Source organism: Lysinibacillus sp. NPDC047702, from assembly GCF_050272555.1.
In the GTDB taxonomy this organism is placed as follows: Bacteria; Bacillota; Bacilli; order Bacillales_A; family Planococcaceae; genus Lysinibacillus.
Window position 1 is genome coordinate 119,379 of record NZ_JBNNMG010000004.1, and the last position, 18,815, is coordinate 138,193.

Sequence of the window (18,815 nt, forward strand, 5' to 3'; positions counted from 1 at the left end):
CATTTATGTAGCGATTAATTTTGTAACCGCTTTATATTTTTGTAATTTATCTTTTAAATTTATATCTTTGTGTGACTCCCCAGCAAAGCTGAAGACAAAGCTCTCTAGCCTCTTTGGGGTGATATGATACTGCACTAATTTCCTAGTAGTCCCATGAAGGTCAAGACATTCATTACTAAATACACAAATTGCAGATGCCTCACAATAATCTGCGATGTTCAACAGCTCCTCCTTACTAGTTGAGATATCTAGTAGAAATGGATAAATTTCTTTTGCGTAAAATAATCCTTCTAATAACAAAATAAAAATATTTGTTCGTAAATCTTGATCAACTATAAAAAGTATAGCATCATTTTTTCTTGTTTCACTTCGTAATTGAAGCAGCATATTATTCAGCAGTTCCTTTAGAGTTTCACGCATATCTTTTAAGCGCATATCCTCCATCACTAGTTGATGTTCAATCACATCAAAAATTTGGTAGATTGGGATATAAATTTTTGTAAAGCACTCATATAACGTATACTGATCCATCAACTGATGATAGTACTTTTCCATCTGATTAATTTCACCATTCATTAAATACTCTGAGAATTTCTGAAATAACTTTTCTGGCGTTTCAACATAATAGGAAATTAACTTGACTACTTTAAGCTGGAAATCAAATGGTAGCCTAAAGACTGTATTAGTATCTAATCTTCTTACAATAGGAAGTAGTGGATACATATTATTGACATTGTCTACTAGAGCATGAGTACCATCTGATAGTAATACAATTGAATTTTCTGGATAAATGCCAATAAAATCGACAAATCTGGCGAGAAGCTTTTCATCAAGAAGATGCTTTTCTTTATAGATAATTGCCATTGCTTCTGCGGCTCCAACCTCGCATTTATATGGTCGATTTAAGGTAATAGCTGAGTATATATCGATTAGCTGTAATATTAATACTTCCCTAGGTATATCAGATTTCTCTAACCCCTCTGGATATCCCGAGCCATCGATTCGCTCATGATGTGACTTAGCAAGATAAGCAATGGATTCAAGCCCTATATCGCACAATAGTTCATAACCAAACTGTGTATGCTTCTGCATGACTTCAAACTCACTTGGTGAAAGTCTCCCCTCTTTTTTTAAAATAGCAAGTGGTATTTTCAGCTTCCCAATATCGTGAAATAAAAATCCAAGGGCATAATGTTCTACATTTTGTATGCCTTCTTTTTTGGCAAATAGAGTACATAATGTAAATACATCAATAGCATGCATATATGTGTATGTGTCATAATTTTTTAACGCTGTAAGCAGTTTTCGATTATGGCTATTTTCCATATAGCGTTGAAATAAATTACGTATAAACAGTATATCGTTCATATTTTTTAATACATGACCATACCGAATCTCCGTGCTCAATTCTCCTAATGCCTGAAGAAAAAGAGAATTATCTGGTTTACTTACAAATGTGCTCTCACGCTGTTTATCGTGAGCTTCCCCTAACAATCCATCCTGTTCAGCTGGTTGATCTGTTTCTACAATGGGTGTCTGAATATAAACATCGTGAACATGGCGATTTTTCAATAATGTTATTATTCTCGCTGTTAATACACTTCCCCTTTTCATCAACAGACGATTTTCGACATGTAAATCTTGCCCAAGAACCAAACCTTCCTGTAAATCAACAATGTTTGTTTTAACTAACTTCAAAAATAACACTCCTCTACTTTTATACATAAATCACTATAAAAGATGAAGGTTAAAATCTGGTTAAATAGTATGTAAATTTTCTAAAAGACATGAGAATATATCCATATAAGGTAAAATACGATGTATATCAATTGAACGTCATAAAAGCATTCATTATGTATAAAGATATTTAGAAAAGGCTGAACGATTTATTATCGTTCAGCCTAGAAACAAAAATTAATTTTTGTAGAACTATGAATTTACACCCATTCCTTGTACAAGAATTGTTTTAAATTCTTGTTTTTGATCTACTTTAATAGCTATTTTGTGATATTTCTTTTTAATACCTAGCAAAAACGTAACCTCTATTGGCTCCTTCAGCTTTAGGATAAACTGAGGATACGCCTCTCCGAAATCACGGGCCACAAAATCAATAGTATCTTTCGATAATTTCCCTTCTAACTCTTGTTTATCTTCAATAAGTTCTTCTATATTATCAAAGCAAATTTCTGCACGTTTCATTAGACCTAATGATAAATATAACTTATCAGATGTAACGTGCACAGGATTTAAACGAACAGCCTGCATATCCGCCAGAAAAAATATAACAGAGTAGATATTTAAAATAAGCAAAAGAATAGAGAGTACTATCGACTTCTCGTGCAGCCACCAATGGATGCCAATTGTTTCAATAACAATTCCATGAATAAGCATAATTTGAAAGGCGATATAACTAGAGCTCTTATGCAAGGTTAAACCTGAGGGCTCTTTTCTCTTCCAGCTTGCGAAAGCATAGTAAAGCATCAAAAAGTCTGTGCACAGCATTTGGATAATCGGATGCTTTGGTGCATATTTCTCAACTGCTTTTGAAAAGGAGAACAAATCTGGTAGATTACTCAATCTTACATCCGCTAGAATTTTAGGCATATAGCGGACAAGTGTTACGACGAGCAAAATTTCTAATAGAATAATCGAACCTTCAATCGCAAACCCAGCCCAAGTAATGGCTACAAATGGCTGAAGGTGATCAATTGGAATCATAAAACGTGCTACGATACAACCAGCAGCGGCTAAAAGAACTGCTTGTTTTACAGAATACTTACCTTTATAGAGCATAAATAAAATTGGCATAACAACGACGAAATCAATTAATGAGCCGATGACTACCCCTTTTGTTTCTGCTGGTAAAATGGATAAACCTAATCCCGTATTATAAAGTGTGTAATTACTGGCAAGAACAACTAATAAAAAAGCTAACCATACATTTTGCTTTTTCTTTAAAGCAATCATACTTTATCACTCCTTTTTTTAGTTACCTGAAATTCATCAATTAATCCTTCCTCTAACACAATTTTACTTAACTTCTGAATAATCTCCTTTAGCTGCACTATTTCATTCAGTTCAAGCTTTGAATAATATTTAGAAATAATAAACCGTTTGATTTCTTCTTCCCTTTCAACATACTCCACACCTGTTGTATCCAATTGTACAATGATTTCTCGGCGATTTTCAGGATTAATGCTTCGAAAAACATAGTGCTGCTCTTCCAATTTACTAACCAATTGCCCCACTGCACTAGAAGTGATATTCATATAGCTAGCAATTTGTCCAATTGTCACAGGGCTATTTTTATTAACAAAATCAATTAAAATCATTTGCTTAGGCGTTAGATCATCGGTCAATAATTCTTGATGTATCTTAATAAAATGACTATCCATTGAATAGACCGCTTCATCTATCTCCTGAACAAGGCGATACAGATGCTCTTCATCTTTTATCATTTTCATTCAATCCTTAAAGTAATATTAATAGTAAAGTCATCTTCACTATTAATATTACCTTATTATTCGTGGTTATAATTGTCAATAGCACCAGCGAAAATGGATGTTTTTACTCTAATATTTTGTCAAAAATTTTTCATATTAATGTATAACTCTTATTTTTTACAAAATCTTTTGCGATAGACATATGGAGAAAACCCTGTATAATCCTTAAATCTCTCAATATAATAACTAACTGTACTAAAACCGGTTGTTGCTGCAATAGTAGTGATGGATTGCTCACTATCTCGTAATAACTGCAAACTTTTACGAAGACGATACTGTAATAAATAGCCAAATGGTGACATACCCACCATTTTTTTAAACAAACGACTGCACTCTGCCCTGCTTAAATAAACATGTGCAGCTAATTGATCCAATACTATTTTCTCTGCATAATTCACATGTAAATAATCTAGCATTTCCTTCACTCGTTCATGCTGGACAATTTTCGCAGGTTCTAGCATTTCCACTGTCAGCATGGATTGGGTTAGCATTGCTTCCCAAATAGTTACAAGCTCTCTCCAAACTTTTAACTCATAAAAATCATCTTGCTTTTGTAATATGGTTGCTATCTTTTTTACCTTTTGCGCTAACTCCCCTGAAAGTCTTACATAAGGGAAGCGATTACTTGTAATATATGGCTTTATATATTTCTCAGCAAATATACTCCCCTCATGCCCTCCAAGCAATATTGGGTCCACATTCACACAGTAAATCCTTGCCAGATCTATTTCATATGGCTTCGCCTCGTGCAGCCCTAAAGCATTGATAAATAGTCCATCTCCCTCCTCAAGTATAAAAACGTCTGCCCCTACTCGATATTCTACACTCCCCTCTTTCACATAAACGAATTGAATTTCTTTATGCCAATGCAATGGCAAAAAATCCAAGCTTTCTAGTCGCATAGTCGTCTCATACAAAGCAACTGGAAATGCCTTCGTTCCATGTGAGGTTAGTTCTTGTAAATCCTTTGCAATTTTTATATGTGTTAAGGCCATTTTTCTGTTCACCTCAATATTTTGATACTTTTAACCATTAAATCGATATTTATTACATTTATAAATCCTTATAATTACTTTATATTGATAGTTTAGGAGATGTCAAAGTGAATCAAACAAAACTTAACAAACGTACTTTTGGTTATATTCTCGTCATTCTGGGGGCAAGCTTTTGGGGTATCGGCGGAACTGTTGCACAAAAGCTTTTTCAGCAGGAAAATATCGAGGTAGGATGGCTCGTTTCAAGTCGCCTTCTTATAGCAGGTCTATTATTAATCGGTATCTATAAAATAACACATTGGAAAAATTCAATTTTTGTTATGTTTCGTACGAAGCACAATGCCTTTAGACAAATATTATTTAGTTTACTTGGCATGCTTGCGGTTCAATATACGTATATGATGTCGATTTCAATCGGTAACTCAGCTGTCGCGACATTACTTCAATACCTAGCACCTCTTTTTATTATGGGCTATTATTTAGTAACGAAGCATAGTCAATTAACAAGACAGGATGGTATCGCTGTCACATTGACGCTGGTCGGTACTTTCTTATTACTTACAAATGGCTCCTTTTCAACTCTCTCTGTTCCAAGCATGGCAGTGTTTTGGGGTATTTTATCTGGTCTTTCTGCAGCTTTTTATACGTTATATGCTGTACCGCTTTTACAGCAGTTTCATTCATTGTTAGTGGTAGGGTGGTCGATGGTTATTGGCGGGATCGTGATGAGCCTTTTTCACCAGCCATGGCAAATTAACATATCTGATTGGGCATTGACAACCATTGTGTATTTTTTGTTTATAGTTATTTTTGGAACGATGCTGGCCTTTTGGTTTTATATTGCTAGCCTGCATTATTTAACGCCAAAAGAAACAAGCCTACTGGGAAGTTTAGAACCTTTAACAGCTGTTATTACGAGTGTATTATGGCTCAAAATTGACTTTGGAGGTTTTCAACTGCTTGGAACAATGCTGATTCTTTGTATGATCCTATATCTCACAGTCTTCCCGAAAAAGCAACAACCATTACAAACTAATGCGGATTTATAGCGATTTCAAGGAACACAAGCTGCATATTGCTTCACTTAGCATGATAGGAGCGTGTTAATGTGGGATAAAATTTAAATTAATACATAAAATTTACATATTTTATATATCTTTTATCCCTATCAGTCAATTATACTGAAACTATCATCATACTAAGGAGGTATTTAAATGGATAAAAAAGTTATATTTTTCGAGGTACGCGGTGGTTCGGATAAGGGGCCTGATGGCTATAGGAAAGATACAATGCCAATGGTGGATGCGTTAAAGCAACGTGGTCAGGATGCGGAGGTTATTTTCTTTGATGTGACAAGAAAAGAAGAAATTTTTAATTACGTTAAAGAAAATGGAATCGCTTATGTATCACGTATCAATCCTGGAAATTTACAGCATGAGGAAGAATATTTTGCGATGTTACGAGACTTATGTAATACGGGTGTCATCGGTATGCCACATCCTGATGCAATGATTGGTTATGGCTCAAAAGATGTCTTATCAAAGTTGGTCTCTACCAATTTAGTGCCTGATGATACATTTGCCTATTATACGATTGAAGCATTTAAAGCCCAATTCCCTACCTCTCTTGCCATTACAGAGCGCGTTTTAAAGCAAAATCGTGGTTCAACAGGAGAAGGTATTTGGCGAGTAAAATTGGTGGAACCTCTTGCAGAAGGAGTCACGGAAGTACCACTTGATGCTCAAATTAAATGTACGGAAGCCAAGGATAATCATGTGGAATATTGGAAGCTTGGTGAATTTATGACGTTTTGTGAGCAGTACATTACAGGTGCAAATGGTATGCTCATAGATATGCGCTTCCTGCCACGTATTACAGAGGGAGAGATTCGCTTATTTATGCTACGTGATAAACCCGTACACGTTGTACATAAAAAACCTGCTGATTCTGAGGATGCCTTTAGCGCTACATTATTTTCTGGTGCGAAGTACCGCTATGATTCTCCAGAGGACTGGGAAGAGCTGGTACAAAACTTCTTAACACAGTTACCTCTTGTAACTAACCTGCTTGGTGGCTATGATTTGCCACTAATATGGACGGCAGATTTTATGTTAGATACAGATGCAGCAGGAGAAGATTGCTATATTTTAGGTGAGATGAATTGCTCTTGTGTAGGCTTTACTTCTGAGCTTACGTTAGCACACCAAGTAGCTGAGGAAATTATCGCTTGTATCAAGGAGCGTACAGAGGTTTCCGCGTAACCCATATTAATTTCTATATAAAAAGTGCGACCCTTGTGAATCGCACTTTTTTTTCATATATAGACCTTAATCGCTTGAATAAATTCATAGATAAAATATCCTGCAAAGCCAATTAGTAAGACACCTGCTGCCATTGTAAGGGTCTTAATGACCTTACGACTCATCGCTTTACGAGTCACTGAAACAATGGCCATTAAGCCAATATCATGCAATAATATACCGCTCAGAACACCCGCTGCAATGACTAAAAAGCTAGTTGACTCACCTTGACCATATGATTTGGCTAGAACCACACCGAAAACATTCACCCAAAATACGAGATTTCCAGGCGAAATGGCTACTAGTAGTCCATTACGATAAGAAGTAAAAAACGATTTCGTTACTTTTTCTCCTGCTAGCGTAATATCATGATCCGCATTTTTTATTGAATCCAGTCCCAAGAAGAATAAAAAGCCTGCGCCTATTATCCACATTGGAATTTGAATAATCGGCATTGCTAAAATCGAGGCTAAACCCATATACAATGCAAATACTAATACTACATCAATCGTCATGCCACCGAGTCCAACTGCCCAGCCATGGATAAAGCCATTCTTTAAACCCTGCTTCGTCATTTCGACGGTGATGGCTCCGACTGGCATGGCAATCGCAAGTCCTACCAATACATATGCTACATATAAACTCAAACAAACACTTCTTTCATGCTATAAAATAAGCTTCTTACGTCCGTTTGTTTGATTATAGCATAAAAATACGACATTGTAAGGGATTATTAATAATTATTCAGCTTTATAGAATAATATTGAAAATGCAAACTATATTTCATATCATTCCCAATAAAGTAATATTTTTATCAATAAAGGTTCCCTCTTCCACCATTAACTAAAACCAATTATTATTGTCCTAAACTAATACAGATAGGTTACTTTTGAAAAGAATGACTAATCACTTACTTAAGAAAAAATTTCGTAAAGAGGAATTCAAGCTAATTTCCTCAGAAAAACTATATGTATGTAGGAGGTAGATTTGAATTGAAAAGAATGCTATTGTTAATGGCCCTAATAGGCTTGAGCAGTTGTTCTCACCCTGAAAAATCTATAAAAGAAGAATATTCATCTGCATCCATTTCTGGCTATGTAACAGCTTTACAGGAAGGAAGATTTTTAGTCGTAGATCATGAGCCACGGTATCAAGAAGACGGTGATGAATATTTCGATGCCATTTGGTTTTCTTCAGAGGAAAGTGAAGGTGTAGAAATTGGAGATTATATGTATGTTTGGTATGGAGCTTCTTTTTTATCGTATCCGGGACGTGCAGGTGCTACTAGGTTTGTTGTAGAAGAACAAGAAAAACCAGAGACGATTTTAACGGAAAAAGAAGTTATTCAGCAAGCTGTAAATGAGCTTGACACAATCACTGGAGAGCATTACTATTCCCCAATTCTAACAAAAATGGAGTATAAAAAACAAACAAATAGCTGGGATGTGAGCTTTGAAAATATGAATTTAAACAAGCCTGAAATATCTATACATATAAAGGATGCTAAGAAGTAATCTGTTTTGGTGTAAAAAAAAGGCATCTCTCCTAGTAAGAGATGCCCATTCCCTTAAAGCATTTGCTTTTTCCATTGAGCCAGAACGTCAGTGGATTTTGCAATGTCCATCTTTAACATTACCTGCTTAGCAGAGCAACGCTTCTTAGCCTTTTCCCATGCCTCCTCTAAAGCAGGTAAATAGCTTAAATTTTTTGTAGTTGCAACAAGCTGGAAAAAAATATTCCCTTGAATATAATGCCAGCGTGGGTTCATGCTATCTAGCTGAATCGCGTCTTCAATGAGACGGAGTGCTAAATATGGACTGCCCTCACTGCGATTCAGAAATTGCGCGAAAGCTCCCCAGTAAAGTGCCTTATTTGGTTGTAGCTTGATTGCTTCGGCATATTGAATCATTGCCTTATCATGCTCTTTCGCCAAAACAAAATATTCAGCCATTGTATAGTAAGCATTTGCCTGTGCCTCGATAGACCCAGCCAGCAATTCATCCACCACTTTACCAAACTGCTCATCATCCTGAGTTCCCGTATAAGCCGAAAGGACATCACGCTCTGGATAGGAGCCATCTGCACGCTCTATACTTTGCTTCACCTTTTCATCAGCAAGAGTTGGCATATTCGCATAGCCATTCGCCTCCAATAACGCAACATGCTGCTGAATCATGGCAAATGCGGCATGCTCTGCAAATGCACTATCAGCTACAACGTTTTTGGCTAATTGATAGCTTTCCTTCACGCTCCCATTCATAAATAGTTCATTAATCTGTTGGACTTGCTCATCAAACTGTTTAATCACTATTAAAATCCTCACCTTCACCAAAAGAAAAGTCTTATTGGTAGTTTACCATCTTTCAAGGGAAAAGGAGCGCTTAAAACTTTTAACATTCTTTTAATTTAAATGACTTTACATGTTGTTCAAGTGTATGTGCCATTTGATTCGTTTCATTTGAGCTATGGGCTACCTCATCAATACTTGCTGTTGTTTGCTGGGCTGCCGCTGTAATCGTATTTAATGTTTCCTCAATCTCTTGAATGGACTGTGTTAATTGTTGAATCATCTGAACAACATGATCTGATTTCTCTGTTTCCAATGTCATAGCATGTGATATTTCAATAATTTCTTCCACAGTATGTGAAACAGCTGTTGAAATATTTCCTAATGATTGAGCAGTTAAACGAACTGTTTTTGTTCCCTTTTCGATATATTTAGTATTATCCTGTGTTGAAGAAGTAACCTGCTGAATATGTCCCATAATTTCTTGAATAAGCTGGTCAACCTTTAATACTTCTTGATTCGATTGCTCAGCAAGTTTTCGAACTTCCTCTGCTACGACTGCAAAGCCCTTGCCATGTTCGCCTGCTCTTGCTGCTTCAATGGAGGCATTCAAAGCCAGTAAGTTGGTTTGTTCAGCAATACCAGCAATGGATGTCGTAATAGCCTGAACGCGCGTTGCTGATGTGACTAAATTGCTAACAGTGTTACTAACCATATCAGAGCCATTACGGATTAAAGTCATATCATTATTTATATCCTTAGCAAGCTGCTCTCCTTCCGCGGCAATTTTCATTGTCCCTCGGGAGGTTTCAACACTTGTGTCTGCTTTCGCTTTTATAGTTTGTAAATCCTCTGCTAGAGATGTAAGTACACCTGTTGCATTCTCCGCATGATGCAGACCTTCAGTTACTGTCGCCGTAACCTCATAGATATTGTGCGCCACGCCTTGAATTGTATTCGACATATCATTTAATGTGTTAGCGGTTTCATCAGCATTCGTGGCTAATGTAATAGAAGTAGCGTGCATCGTCATAATCATATTTTGTAAGTTTACAGTCATACGATCTAATGTGCTTGCTAAATCCCCTACCTCATCATTCCTTTTTACCTTCATTTCTTCTACTGCTAAATTACCATTTGCAATCTGCTTGGCCTGATGAATTAGTAAGGTAATAGGCTTAACCTTACGACGAATTAAAAAGCCTGTAATAATTGAAGCAATTAACATTGGAAAAATACTAATTAAAATACCACTACGCACAACATCCCACGTTCGCTCCTTCACAATAGTAGCATCGAAATCAATGACACTAATCGCGATAATTTCCTTGCTAGTATCATGATCCTTAAAAATAGGTGCATAGCCTGATAATCGCTCCATTCCACCATATGTATAAGGTTCAGAGTAAGTTGGATGCTTTTTCTCAAGTAATAATTGGATTGCCTCTGTGTCCATGTAAAACGTATCTCCAGGTGCAAAGCCTTTCTCTGCCAAATGATCATCTAAGGCTAATAATGTACCATCTAGCGTTAAAATATATTGAGTTTGAAAGATATCTTTGTGTCCTGTTGTCCAGTTTAAATCCTTGCCAATACGCTCTTTTGCCGCTTGCTCCCCACTCAATGCTTGTTCCATATCTTCTGGGCGGATCAAGCCTGTTGTTATATTGGCACATCCATATGCCTCGATTCCCGCAGCATCATATAATTTATTATAAGCAGTTATGTATGTAGCGAACGATGTAATTCCTAGCATCACCACTAAGATACCAGCAATGATCGTTCCAAGTTGAAAAGTTAATGAATTTCGTAATCTCACGATTCATCATCTCTCCTTTCTAGTAAAAATCTAAGAATATTCATCTTTATTTCTTATCATACTATAAAAAGATGTATTTAAAAAGCATCTTTTACTAAATAATAGAATGGAAAAGTGTTGGATAAAGTTCTGAATTATGAGATAATTGATGTACTATATCTTCATCTGTTGAGCATAAAATCTTCATTTAGGAGGGCTTGCTATGAATAGACGTTTTCATGTTGTATCGCTTATTATTGGAAATTTGTTAATACTCGGAGCTATTTTCATTTATGCTATGCAGAGTCATGTGGATGTGGCCCTCAGTACCTATGCCCTCGTAATGGGGTTTTTAAGTACACTGTTATTGATCTTTTTTTATTTATGGGGGGATGAAAAGTCGCAAGTATCAAACCGTTTTTCTAAATAAAATATATTAGCTAAGGGTTGTAGTGAGTTCAAATGCTACCCCCTTTTTTTGATTCTTTGTGACAAAAAATAGTTAAATTTTCTAAAAAAATAGATTAATCTGTAAATTCCACCTTCTTTTTAGTATAATATTGTTTAATGATTTAATGCGGTGAATCATTAAAATTCATTTAATTTTAGATAAAAGGAGCAGAATATGACATCTATTAAATTTTATTCAGGAGAAAGTATTCCACTAGAAATGCATAAGGTTCGTATTGTTCAAAAATTAAATTTACCACCAGTTGAACGTCGTATCGTAGCAATAAAAGAAGCAGGCTACAATACATTTTTGTTGAAAAATGAAGATATTTTTATGGATATGCTAACAGATAGCGGTGTGAATGCGATGAGTGATCGCCAACAAGCAGCTATGTTAGAGGCTGATGATAGTTATGCTGGTTCGGCTACATTTACTAAGCTTGAAAATAAAATCGAAGAAATTTTCGGGACAAAGTATTTTCTGCCAACTCATCAAGGTCGTGCATGTGAGAATATTCTTGCCCAGGTTTATGTAACTCCAGATTCAATTGTACCGATGAACTATCACTTCACTACAACGAAAGCTCATATTTCATTGAATGGTGGACGTGTTGAGGAGATTTTTTTAGAAGAAGCTCTTAATTTAACCAGTGACGTATCTTTTAAAGGGAATGTTGATATTGATAAATTAAAGACATTAATCGCTGAAAATGGAGCAGAGAAAATAGCCTTTGTGCGCATGGAAGCGGGTACGAACTTAATTGGGGGACAACCATTCTCCGTTGCTAACATGCGTGAAGTCCGTGCCGTATGCGACGAACACAATATATTACTAGTTCTTGATGCAAGTCTTTTAGCCGATAACCTATATTTTATTAAGGAACGAGAAGAACAGTATAAATACGCTACTATCCGTGATATTACGCGTGAAATAGCTGATCTGTCAGATATAATTTACTTCTCCGCGCGTAAACTTGGTTTTGCTCGAGGCGGTGGTATTTGTACAAACAATGAAGAAGCATACCTAAAAATGCGCGAATACATTACATTATACGAAGGCTTTTTAACTTATGGGGGAATGTCTGTACGTGAAATGGAAGCCATCACAGTAGGACTCGAAGAAACAATGGATGAACAAATGATTAATCAAGGCCCGCAGTTTATCGCATATATGACAGATGAATTAATCAAACGTGGCGTCCCTGTAGTTACACCAGCTGGCGGCTTAGGATGTCATGTCAATGCAATGGATTTCGTACCACATATTGAACAAAGTGCCTACCCTGCTGGTGCCTTAGCAGCTGCGATCTATATTGTAAGTGGTGTTCGTGGGATGGAGCGTGGTACATTATCTGAACAACGTGACGAAAATGGTATAGAAACACTATCTGCTATGGAACTTGTCCGTCTTGCACTCCCTCGCCGTGTGTTTACGTTATCACAGGTGAAATATGCTGTAGACCGTATCGCATGGTTGTATGATAATCGTGAGTTAATCGATGGCTTAGAATTCGTAGACGAGCCTAAAGTATTACGTTTCTTCTTTGGTAAGCTTGAAACAACATCAGCTTGGCCAGAAAAACTGGCCGCTAAATTCCGTGAAGACTTTGGTGATAGTCTATAAGTTTTATATGATTCCCTATGTGTTTTATAGACACATAGGGAATCATTTTTTATGCAATTTCCTTCTTTTTTAGAGGTATTCACCGCTGAATATGAATGATGATTGTCGAAAAATAAATATTTTTGTAGGAATTTTTAAAACAATGATTGAGTATTAAAACGATTTTCTGTATAATCGGCTTGTTTGACAATACTTTATATGAACTTGGGGGTAGACAATTGGGTAAAGCATTGATTATCGGAGCTGGCGGAGTTGCCAGTGTTGTGGTACACAAGTGTGTTCAAAATTCGGACGTATTTGAGGAAATTTGTATCGCAAGTAGAACTGTTTCAAAATGTGACGCTCTAAAAGAAAAACTAGACGGCGGAAAAACAAAAATTCATACTGCACAGGTAGACGCAGACAATACAGAAGAGGTTATTGAGCTTATTAAAGCTTTCGGACCAGATGTAGTCATTAACGTTGCACTACCTTATCAGGACTTAACGATTATGGATGCTTGCTTAGCGACAGGTGTGCACTATGTGGATACTGCAAACTACGAGCCACCTGAAACGGCAAAATTTGAATATAAATGGCAATGGGCTTATAAAGAGAAGTTTGAAAAAGCTGGCTTAACTGCATTACTTGGTAGCGGTTTTGATCCAGGTGTAACAGGCGTTTTCACAGCTCATGCGCAAAAACATGAGTTTGATGAAATCCACTATATCGATATCGTGGATGCAAATGCGGGAGATCATGGTTATCATTTCGCAACAAACTTCAATCCAGAAATTAACATTCGCGAAATTACAGCGAATGGTCGTTACTGGAAAGAAGGCAAGTGGGTTGAAACAGCACCGCTTGAGAAAAAAGAAGTTTATAACTTACCAGAAATCGGACCAAAAGATATTTACCTTCTATACCATGAAGAGCTTGAATCACTTGCGAAAAATATCAAAGGTTTAAAACAAATCCGCTTCTGGATGACGTTCTCTGAAAAATACTTAACACACTTAAAAGTATTAGAAAACGTTGGCATGACATCAATCGAACCTATCGAATTTGAGGGTCAAATGATTCAACCAATCCACTTCCTTAAAGCGGTATTACCAGATCCAGCTTCTCTTGGACCACGTACAAAAGGTAAAACAAATATCGGTTGTATCATTCGCGGTCTAAAAGATGGCAAAGAAAAAACGTATTATGTATACAACGTATGCGACCACGAAGAATGCTATAACGAAGTTGGTTCACAAGCGATTTCTTACACAACTGGCGTACCAGCTATGATTGGTGCAATGCTTGTGATGAACGGTGAATGGCGCAAACCAGGTGTTTGGAATGTAGAAGATTTCAATCCAGATCCGTTCATGGATGCATTAAATAAATGGGGTCTACCATGGCAAGAAAGCCATAACCCAGAGTTACTTGACCTTGATTTAGATGCAAAGGAATTAAGCCGATGAAACCAATTGATTTTTCAAAAGTTCCATCCCCTTCTTATGTAGTGGATGAGCGATTATTAACAAAAAATCTTGAGCTTTTAAAATCAATTCAAGATCGCACAGGCTGCCGCATTTTACTAGCCCTTAAAGGTTTCTCTATGCATTCAACATTCCCTTTAGTAGGGGAATATTTAGCTGGCATAACAGCCAGCTCACTGCATGAAGCACGTCTTGGCTATGAAAAAATGGGCAAAGAAGTTCATGTTTATGCTCCTGCTTATATTGAGCATGAAATGGACGAGCTGCTTGGCTATGTAGATCACGTCGTGTTTAACTCATTAAACCAATGGGCTCAGTTCAAGGATAAAGTGAAATCTGCTGGTAAAACAATTGAATGTGGTATTCGTGTGAATCCTGAGTACTCGGAAATTGAAACAGCACTTTACGATCCTTGCTATACGAATTCCCGTCTTGGAACAACTTTGGCTAACTTTGATAAATCCCAGCTTGAAGGTATTGATGGCTTACATTTCCATGCGATGTGTGAACAAAATTCAGATACGTTAGAGCGTATTATTGAAGTAGTAGAAGAAAAATTTGGTGATGTTTTACACCAAATGAAATGGTTGAACTTTGGTGGAGGACACCATATTACACGTGAAGATTATGATGTAGAGAAGCTTGTGAACATCATTAATTATGTGCAAGAAAAATATAACCTGCTTGTGTATTTAGAGCCAGGTGAAGCAGTAGCCCTTAATACTGGTTATTTAGTAGCTACCGTGCTTGATATCCAAGAAAATGGGATGGATCTTGCTATTTTAGATACATCAGCAACATGTCATATGCCTGACGTACTTGAAATGCCATACCGTCCAATGATTATTGGTTCTGGTCAAGCTAATGAATTAGCCCACACATATCGCCTAGGTGGACTTACATGTCTTGCTGGTGATGTAATTGGCGATTATTCATTTGAGCAGCCATTAAAACCTGGTGATCGTCTTGTATTTACGGATATGGCCCATTATTCAATGGTGAAAAATCATATGTTTAACGGTGTCAACTTACCTTCAATCGTTTCTTACAATGATGAAGAAGGCATTAAAGTCATTCGTGAATTTACATTTGAAGACTATAGCGGTCGACTTTCTTAATCAAATGGCAAACACCTCCAACTAAGCTGAATGCTTGGGTTGGAGGTGTTTTGTTGTTAACTACTTTGGGTTATAAAAGACTACTTTCCTCCTAACTCAAGAAAAATAGTCTTAGTGTTTTACATCATTCAACTTCGAATAGGTTTTAAGTGTACTTTGCTTTTATTATGGCTGCATATTCATCCAACTATCAACATGATGAATAGCAACCCCTTGATAGCTTGTTTTTTTGGCATAGTGACGTTGAACAAGTGCTAGTTGTTTATTCATATAAGCTTCACCATCATCATAAAAAGTAATATTTTGACCATCATCTAATGCCCCTGTTTCAACACTAATAACAATGGATTTGTTAACTTTCTTAGCATAGGCTACTTCATGTTGCACAACTTTAATAATTTCTTTTGCAGCATTTCGATAAGCCATAATAGAAACATTCTCTACTTGGTTTATCACCCATTCTGCTAGTAATCCTTTTCCAAATTGATTGTTGAATTTAATTTCATCAAACCAAAATGGCATATCGGCCTCCAAAGGTAAATGTAACTGCTTGGTTTCCCTTTTGGCTTTTGTAAGAAGTGCTTGATAGGATTCAATTGTTTGTGTCCGATTGTGACTCCATCCACTATTTAAGTATGGCTCTACATCAAGATGAACACCTGAAAATTGCTCTGTTACTTCAGCATTTCTATTGTATGTATGTAACCAATCAAACAGCTGTTCCTGCATTTTATAGCCTTCTTTGGATACCCAATCTGGCGCTCCATCCAATGCATATATTTTGATGCCCTTTGCTGTTGCGTGACCAATAAAGCGCTTATAATCGGCATTTGCTATATCCATATCAATCTGTAAATAAAGTTTGTTTACTTGTTTATTCTCTAAAAATAAGAGTACTCCTGCCTCATCCTCAATAATTTTTGATGTATCCCATAACCAAGTAGCCTTATCTTCCACAGTCACTGCATCTACCTTCCCAAATGATAGTCCAAACGCACTGGCAATGGTAACAAAAATAACAATAGTTATTGTTAATAGTGAATAACGTTTCATATCTTACAGCTCCATTCTATTCGCCAAGGCTCCTATAACAGATCCTGGCAACATGAAATCATGCACTAGAATAGTGGTTAGACTCATGGTTTTGCGTTCTTCCCTTTCGACAAGTTTGCCTTTTACAGTTGTTTTCTTACTTTTATCATACATTGGAAAAATAAAAATGTCTGTAGGAAAAATGCATAATAATCATAAATATGCTGGAATCAAATAATAAATCTACGGGTTATTTTTACTATAGAAAATAAAAAACGTAGAGCATTCAAGCATCTACGTTTTCTTGTTCATTTTCAAGCATTTTATGCAAGTAATTAATAATTTCACGAATTCCTTCTAGTGAATTGACTAGTATTTTTGGGTCTACATAAGTAATCATACGATTTTCTAGGTTTGCTACTGCTGTAAAATAACGTGTTTTTGAATAGTTGACAAGTCCCATCTGCTGTAAGATAGACGTGTCAAAATCTAGAATTTCACGTGCCTCTGTTACGAGTAATCCATAATTCACAACATCTGTATTTAATACTATAATACGTGCTGTTGCAGCATTTGAAGAACGATTATAAAGAATACGTTCAAAATCAAGCACTGGTACAAGCTCACCACGAATTCTTGTGAAGCCTAGAAGATAATTAGGTAAATGAGGAATTGGTGTTACATGCTCTAATTTTTCAATCGAAATTGCTTGTTCCACAGGCACTGCATATTCCTCAGTCCCACAAGCAAATACTACTGCTTTTACACTCTCCATGCGGTCACATCCTTCAATTTCTGCTGTTATATTTTTGCAGACTCTTTGACAATTTCAACTAGTAAATCTGCTAATTTTTCTAATTCTTCTACTGGAATTTTTTCATTTGTTGTATGAATATCTTCGTAGCCTACAGAAAGGTTGACCGTAGGGATACCAAACCCTGCAATCACATTTGCATCTGAGCCTCCTCCGGAAATACCAAGCGTTGGCGTGCGATCAATGTTACGTGCTGCTGCCATTGCGATTTGAACGACTTTATCTGTTTCAGTTACTCGGAATCCTGGATACATAAGCTTGACTTCTACTTCAGCACGTGCTCCCAGTGATGCAGATATTTGTTCAAATGTCTCCTGCATATGCTTCGTTTGAGCATCGAGCTTCGTTTTATCAATTGAGCGAGCCTCTGCAAGAATATTCACTTCATCACATACAATATTCGTAGCCTGACCACCCTCAAAACGACCAATATTTGCTGTAGTTTCTTCATCTAAGCGACCTAGCTTCATTTGTGCAATACATTTGGCAGCAACTGTAATCGCTGACACTCCTTTTTCTGGAGCCACACCAGCATGGGCAGTTTTGCCAATAATTTTAGCGAAGATTTTTGCTTGATAGGGTGCTGCTGTGACAATTCCACCCACTTTGCCATCACTGTCCACTGCAAAGCCATATTTAGCTTTAATTTTAGATGGATCTAATTCTTTAGCACCAACAAGTCCACTTTCCTCACCTGCAGTGATGATAAATTCAATATCTCCATGCTCAATATTCTGCTCTTTTAAACGCTTCACCATTTCTAGCAATGCCGCTAATCCAGCTTTATCATCAGCACCTAAAATTGTAGTACCATCTGACACAATGTAACCATCCTCACGTAAAGAAGGTTTAATTCCTTTACCTGGTACAACCGTATCCATATGAGAAGTAAAATAAATTGGTTCAACATCTAATGAACCTTTTAAAGTAGCCAATATATTGCCTGCTCCATGTCCATTACGTGTATGGGCATCATCCTGTTCTACAGAAAAACCAAGCGCTGTTAATTTGTCCATTAAAATCGGTGCAATTACATGCTCATATTTTGTTTCTGAATCAATTTGTACGAGCTCGAAAAACTCTTCCACTAAACGACTTGTCATGTTGTAAGACTCCCTTAGTTTACGTGTATTGCCACGTTATAGTATATGTATTATTTTAGCACAACGTTTGAGGAGTTGAAATAATTCGCTAGCAGAACGAGACTAATTTTTGGAAGGAGAAGGAGATCAATTATGCCTCGGCATAATTGCGTCCGGAATCGGCTTTGTGCTTAGACCTGCAGATGTTTTGCGCGAAAACGTAGTGCTAACGCAGCACCAGTAGCATGATGTTGGTCACTCGGTCGTGTGTTGTTGCTGTCGCTTCGCTTTCGCACAGATGATACAAAAAATATTTGCTGAATGAAGATAAAAAGCCTGTGAAAGA

The 18,815-nt window shown here is 36.7% G+C and carries 17 protein-coding genes and 1 riboswitch; of the genes, 7 read left to right on the forward strand and 10 right to left on the reverse strand.

The annotated features are described in order from the left end of the window. Positions 1 to 3: 3 nt before the first annotated feature. The 4 genes from ACQKIM_RS03705 to ACQKIM_RS03720 form a co-directional block, all read right to left on the reverse strand. Positions 4 to 1,698, reverse strand: a complete 1,695-nt coding sequence (locus ACQKIM_RS03705) for an HD-GYP domain-containing protein (RefSeq protein WP_427539227.1) — start codon at positions 1,696 to 1,698, stop codon at positions 4 to 6. A 231-nt stretch (positions 1,699 to 1,929) separates the two neighbouring features. Next, positions 1,930 to 2,967: a beta-carotene 15,15'-monooxygenase gene (locus ACQKIM_RS03710; RefSeq protein WP_427539230.1), complete on the reverse strand. Its 1,038-nt coding sequence runs from the start codon at positions 2,965 to 2,967 to the stop codon at positions 1,930 to 1,932. Continuing rightward, positions 2,964 to 3,458 carry a MarR family winged helix-turn-helix transcriptional regulator gene (locus ACQKIM_RS03715; RefSeq protein ID WP_427539233.1) on the reverse strand — a complete coding sequence of 165 codons (495 nt, stop codon included), beginning with the start codon at positions 3,456 to 3,458 and terminating at the stop codon, positions 2,964 to 2,966. The genes ACQKIM_RS03710 and ACQKIM_RS03715 overlap by 4 nt, the downstream gene beginning before the upstream one ends. 155 nt (positions 3,459 to 3,613) lie before the next feature. Beyond that, a complete protein-coding gene (locus tag ACQKIM_RS03720; RefSeq protein WP_427539236.1) occupies positions 3,614 to 4,498 on the reverse strand; it encodes an AraC family transcriptional regulator in 885 nt (294 codons plus the stop codon). A gap of 107 nt (positions 4,499 to 4,605) precedes the next feature. Between ACQKIM_RS03720 and ACQKIM_RS03725 the strand changes: the two genes are divergently transcribed. Both ACQKIM_RS03725 and ACQKIM_RS03730 read left to right on the forward strand, forming a co-directional pair. Next, positions 4,606 to 5,547: a DMT family transporter gene (locus tag ACQKIM_RS03725; protein WP_427539239.1), complete on the forward strand. Its 942-nt coding sequence runs from the start codon at positions 4,606 to 4,608 to the stop codon at positions 5,545 to 5,547. Positions 5,548 to 5,712: 165 nt separating this feature from the next. After that, the gene (locus ACQKIM_RS03730; protein ID WP_427539242.1) at positions 5,713 to 6,759 is read left to right on the forward strand and encodes a Cj0069 family protein; all 1,047 of its coding nucleotides are present in this window, start codon (positions 5,713 to 5,715) and stop codon (positions 6,757 to 6,759) included. Between the two features lie 53 nt (positions 6,760 to 6,812). Here ACQKIM_RS03730 and ACQKIM_RS03735 read toward each other — a convergent pair whose 3' ends face one another. Further along, complete coding sequence (locus ACQKIM_RS03735) at positions 6,813 to 7,445, reverse strand: LysE family transporter (RefSeq protein WP_427539245.1); 633 nt, start codon at positions 7,443 to 7,445, stop codon at positions 6,813 to 6,815. 354 nt (positions 7,446 to 7,799) lie between these two features. On the opposite strand from ACQKIM_RS03735, the gene ACQKIM_RS03740 reads away from it, so the two are divergent. Then, positions 7,800 to 8,312 (forward strand): DUF3221 domain-containing protein, encoded by a 513-nt coding sequence (locus ACQKIM_RS03740; protein ID WP_427539389.1) that lies wholly within the window; start codon positions 7,800 to 7,802, stop codon positions 8,310 to 8,312. Positions 8,313 to 8,365: 53 nt separating this feature from the next. Here the strand turns inward: ACQKIM_RS03740 and ACQKIM_RS03745 are convergent, their stop codons facing one another. Further along, positions 8,366 to 9,106, reverse strand: a complete 741-nt coding sequence (locus ACQKIM_RS03745; RefSeq protein WP_427539248.1) for a tetratricopeptide repeat protein — start codon at positions 9,104 to 9,106, stop codon at positions 8,366 to 8,368. Between the two features lie 82 nt (positions 9,107 to 9,188). Continuing rightward, positions 9,189 to 10,904, reverse strand: coding sequence for a methyl-accepting chemotaxis protein (locus ACQKIM_RS03750; protein WP_427539251.1), 1,716 nt, complete (start codon positions 10,902 to 10,904; stop codon positions 9,189 to 9,191). Between the two features lie 202 nt (positions 10,905 to 11,106). Here ACQKIM_RS03750 and ACQKIM_RS03755 point away from each other — a divergent pair, with 202 nt between their 5' ends. The 4 genes from ACQKIM_RS03755 (at position 11,107) to nspC (ending at position 15,541) form a co-directional block, all read left to right on the forward strand. Continuing rightward, a complete protein-coding gene (locus ACQKIM_RS03755) occupies positions 11,107 to 11,313 on the forward strand; it encodes a hypothetical protein (RefSeq protein WP_427539254.1) in 207 nt (68 codons plus the stop codon). Between the two features lie 195 nt (positions 11,314 to 11,508). Continuing rightward, complete coding sequence (locus ACQKIM_RS03760) at positions 11,509 to 12,957, forward strand: tryptophanase (protein WP_427539257.1); 1,449 nt, start codon at positions 11,509 to 11,511, stop codon at positions 12,955 to 12,957. Positions 12,958 to 13,175: 218 nt separating this feature from the next. After that, positions 13,176 to 14,405, forward strand: a complete 1,230-nt coding sequence (locus tag ACQKIM_RS03765) for a saccharopine dehydrogenase family protein (RefSeq protein WP_283868543.1) — start codon at positions 13,176 to 13,178, stop codon at positions 14,403 to 14,405. Then, a complete protein-coding gene (gene nspC / locus ACQKIM_RS03770; protein ID WP_427539261.1) occupies positions 14,402 to 15,541 on the forward strand; it encodes a carboxynorspermidine decarboxylase in 1,140 nt (379 codons plus the stop codon). The genes ACQKIM_RS03765 and nspC overlap by 4 nt, the downstream gene beginning before the upstream one ends. Before the next feature lie 165 nt (positions 15,542 to 15,706). Here the strand turns inward: nspC and ACQKIM_RS03775 are convergent, their stop codons facing one another. The 3 genes from ACQKIM_RS03775 to ACQKIM_RS03785 all read right to left on the reverse strand — a co-directional run bounded on the left by ACQKIM_RS03775 (position 15,707) and on the right by ACQKIM_RS03785 (position 18,490). Beyond that, positions 15,707 to 16,594, reverse strand: a complete 888-nt coding sequence (locus tag ACQKIM_RS03775) for an amidase (RefSeq protein WP_427539264.1) — start codon at positions 16,592 to 16,594, stop codon at positions 15,707 to 15,709. Positions 16,595 to 16,637: 43 nt separating this feature from the next. Then, positions 16,638 to 16,724, reverse strand: a riboswitch (cyclic di-GMP riboswitch). 135 nt (positions 16,725 to 16,859) lie between these two features. Continuing rightward, positions 16,860 to 17,348 carry a chemotaxis protein CheW gene (locus ACQKIM_RS03780; protein WP_427539267.1) on the reverse strand — a complete coding sequence of 163 codons (489 nt, stop codon included), beginning with the start codon at positions 17,346 to 17,348 and terminating at the stop codon, positions 16,860 to 16,862. A gap of 26 nt (positions 17,349 to 17,374) precedes the next feature. After that, the gene (locus ACQKIM_RS03785; protein ID WP_427539270.1) at positions 17,375 to 18,490 is read right to left on the reverse strand and encodes a M20/M25/M40 family metallo-hydrolase; all 1,116 of its coding nucleotides are present in this window, start codon (positions 18,488 to 18,490) and stop codon (positions 17,375 to 17,377) included. Positions 18,491 to 18,815: the final 325 nt, after the last annotated feature.

Excerpts from the sequence above, each read along its gene's own strand:
- ACQKIM_RS03720 (WP_427539236.1), bottom strand. The coding sequence starts at position 4,498 with ATGGCCTTAACACATATAAAAATTGCAAAGGATTTACAAGAACTAACC.
- ACQKIM_RS03785 (WP_427539270.1), bottom strand. The coding sequence starts at position 18,490 with ATGACAAGTCGTTTAGTGGAAGAGTTTTTCGAGCTCGTACAAATTGAT.
- ACQKIM_RS03755 (WP_427539254.1), top strand. The coding sequence starts at position 11,107 with ATGAATAGACGTTTTCATGTTGTATCGCTTATTATTGGAAATTTGTTA.
- ACQKIM_RS03740 (WP_427539389.1), top strand. The coding sequence starts at position 7,800 with ATGCTATTGTTAATGGCCCTAATAGGCTTGAGCAGTTGTTCTCACCCT.
- ACQKIM_RS03760 (WP_427539257.1), top strand. The coding sequence starts at position 11,509 with ATGACATCTATTAAATTTTATTCAGGAGAAAGTATTCCACTAGAAATG.
- ACQKIM_RS03780 (WP_427539267.1), bottom strand. The coding sequence starts at position 17,348 with ATGGAGAGTGTAAAAGCAGTAGTATTTGCTTGTGGGACTGAGGAATAT.
- ACQKIM_RS03730 (WP_427539242.1), top strand. The coding sequence starts at position 5,713 with ATGGATAAAAAAGTTATATTTTTCGAGGTACGCGGTGGTTCGGATAAG.
- nspC (WP_427539261.1), top strand. The coding sequence starts at position 14,402 with ATGAAACCAATTGATTTTTCAAAAGTTCCATCCCCTTCTTATGTAGTG.
- ACQKIM_RS03710 (WP_427539230.1), bottom strand. The coding sequence starts at position 2,967 with ATGATTGCTTTAAAGAAAAAGCAAAATGTATGGTTAGCTTTTTTATTA.
- ACQKIM_RS03775 (WP_427539264.1), bottom strand. The coding sequence starts at position 16,594 with ATGAAACGTTATTCACTATTAACAATAACTATTGTTATTTTTGTTACC.
- ACQKIM_RS03715 (WP_427539233.1), bottom strand. The coding sequence starts at position 3,458 with ATGATAAAAGATGAAGAGCATCTGTATCGCCTTGTTCAGGAGATAGAT.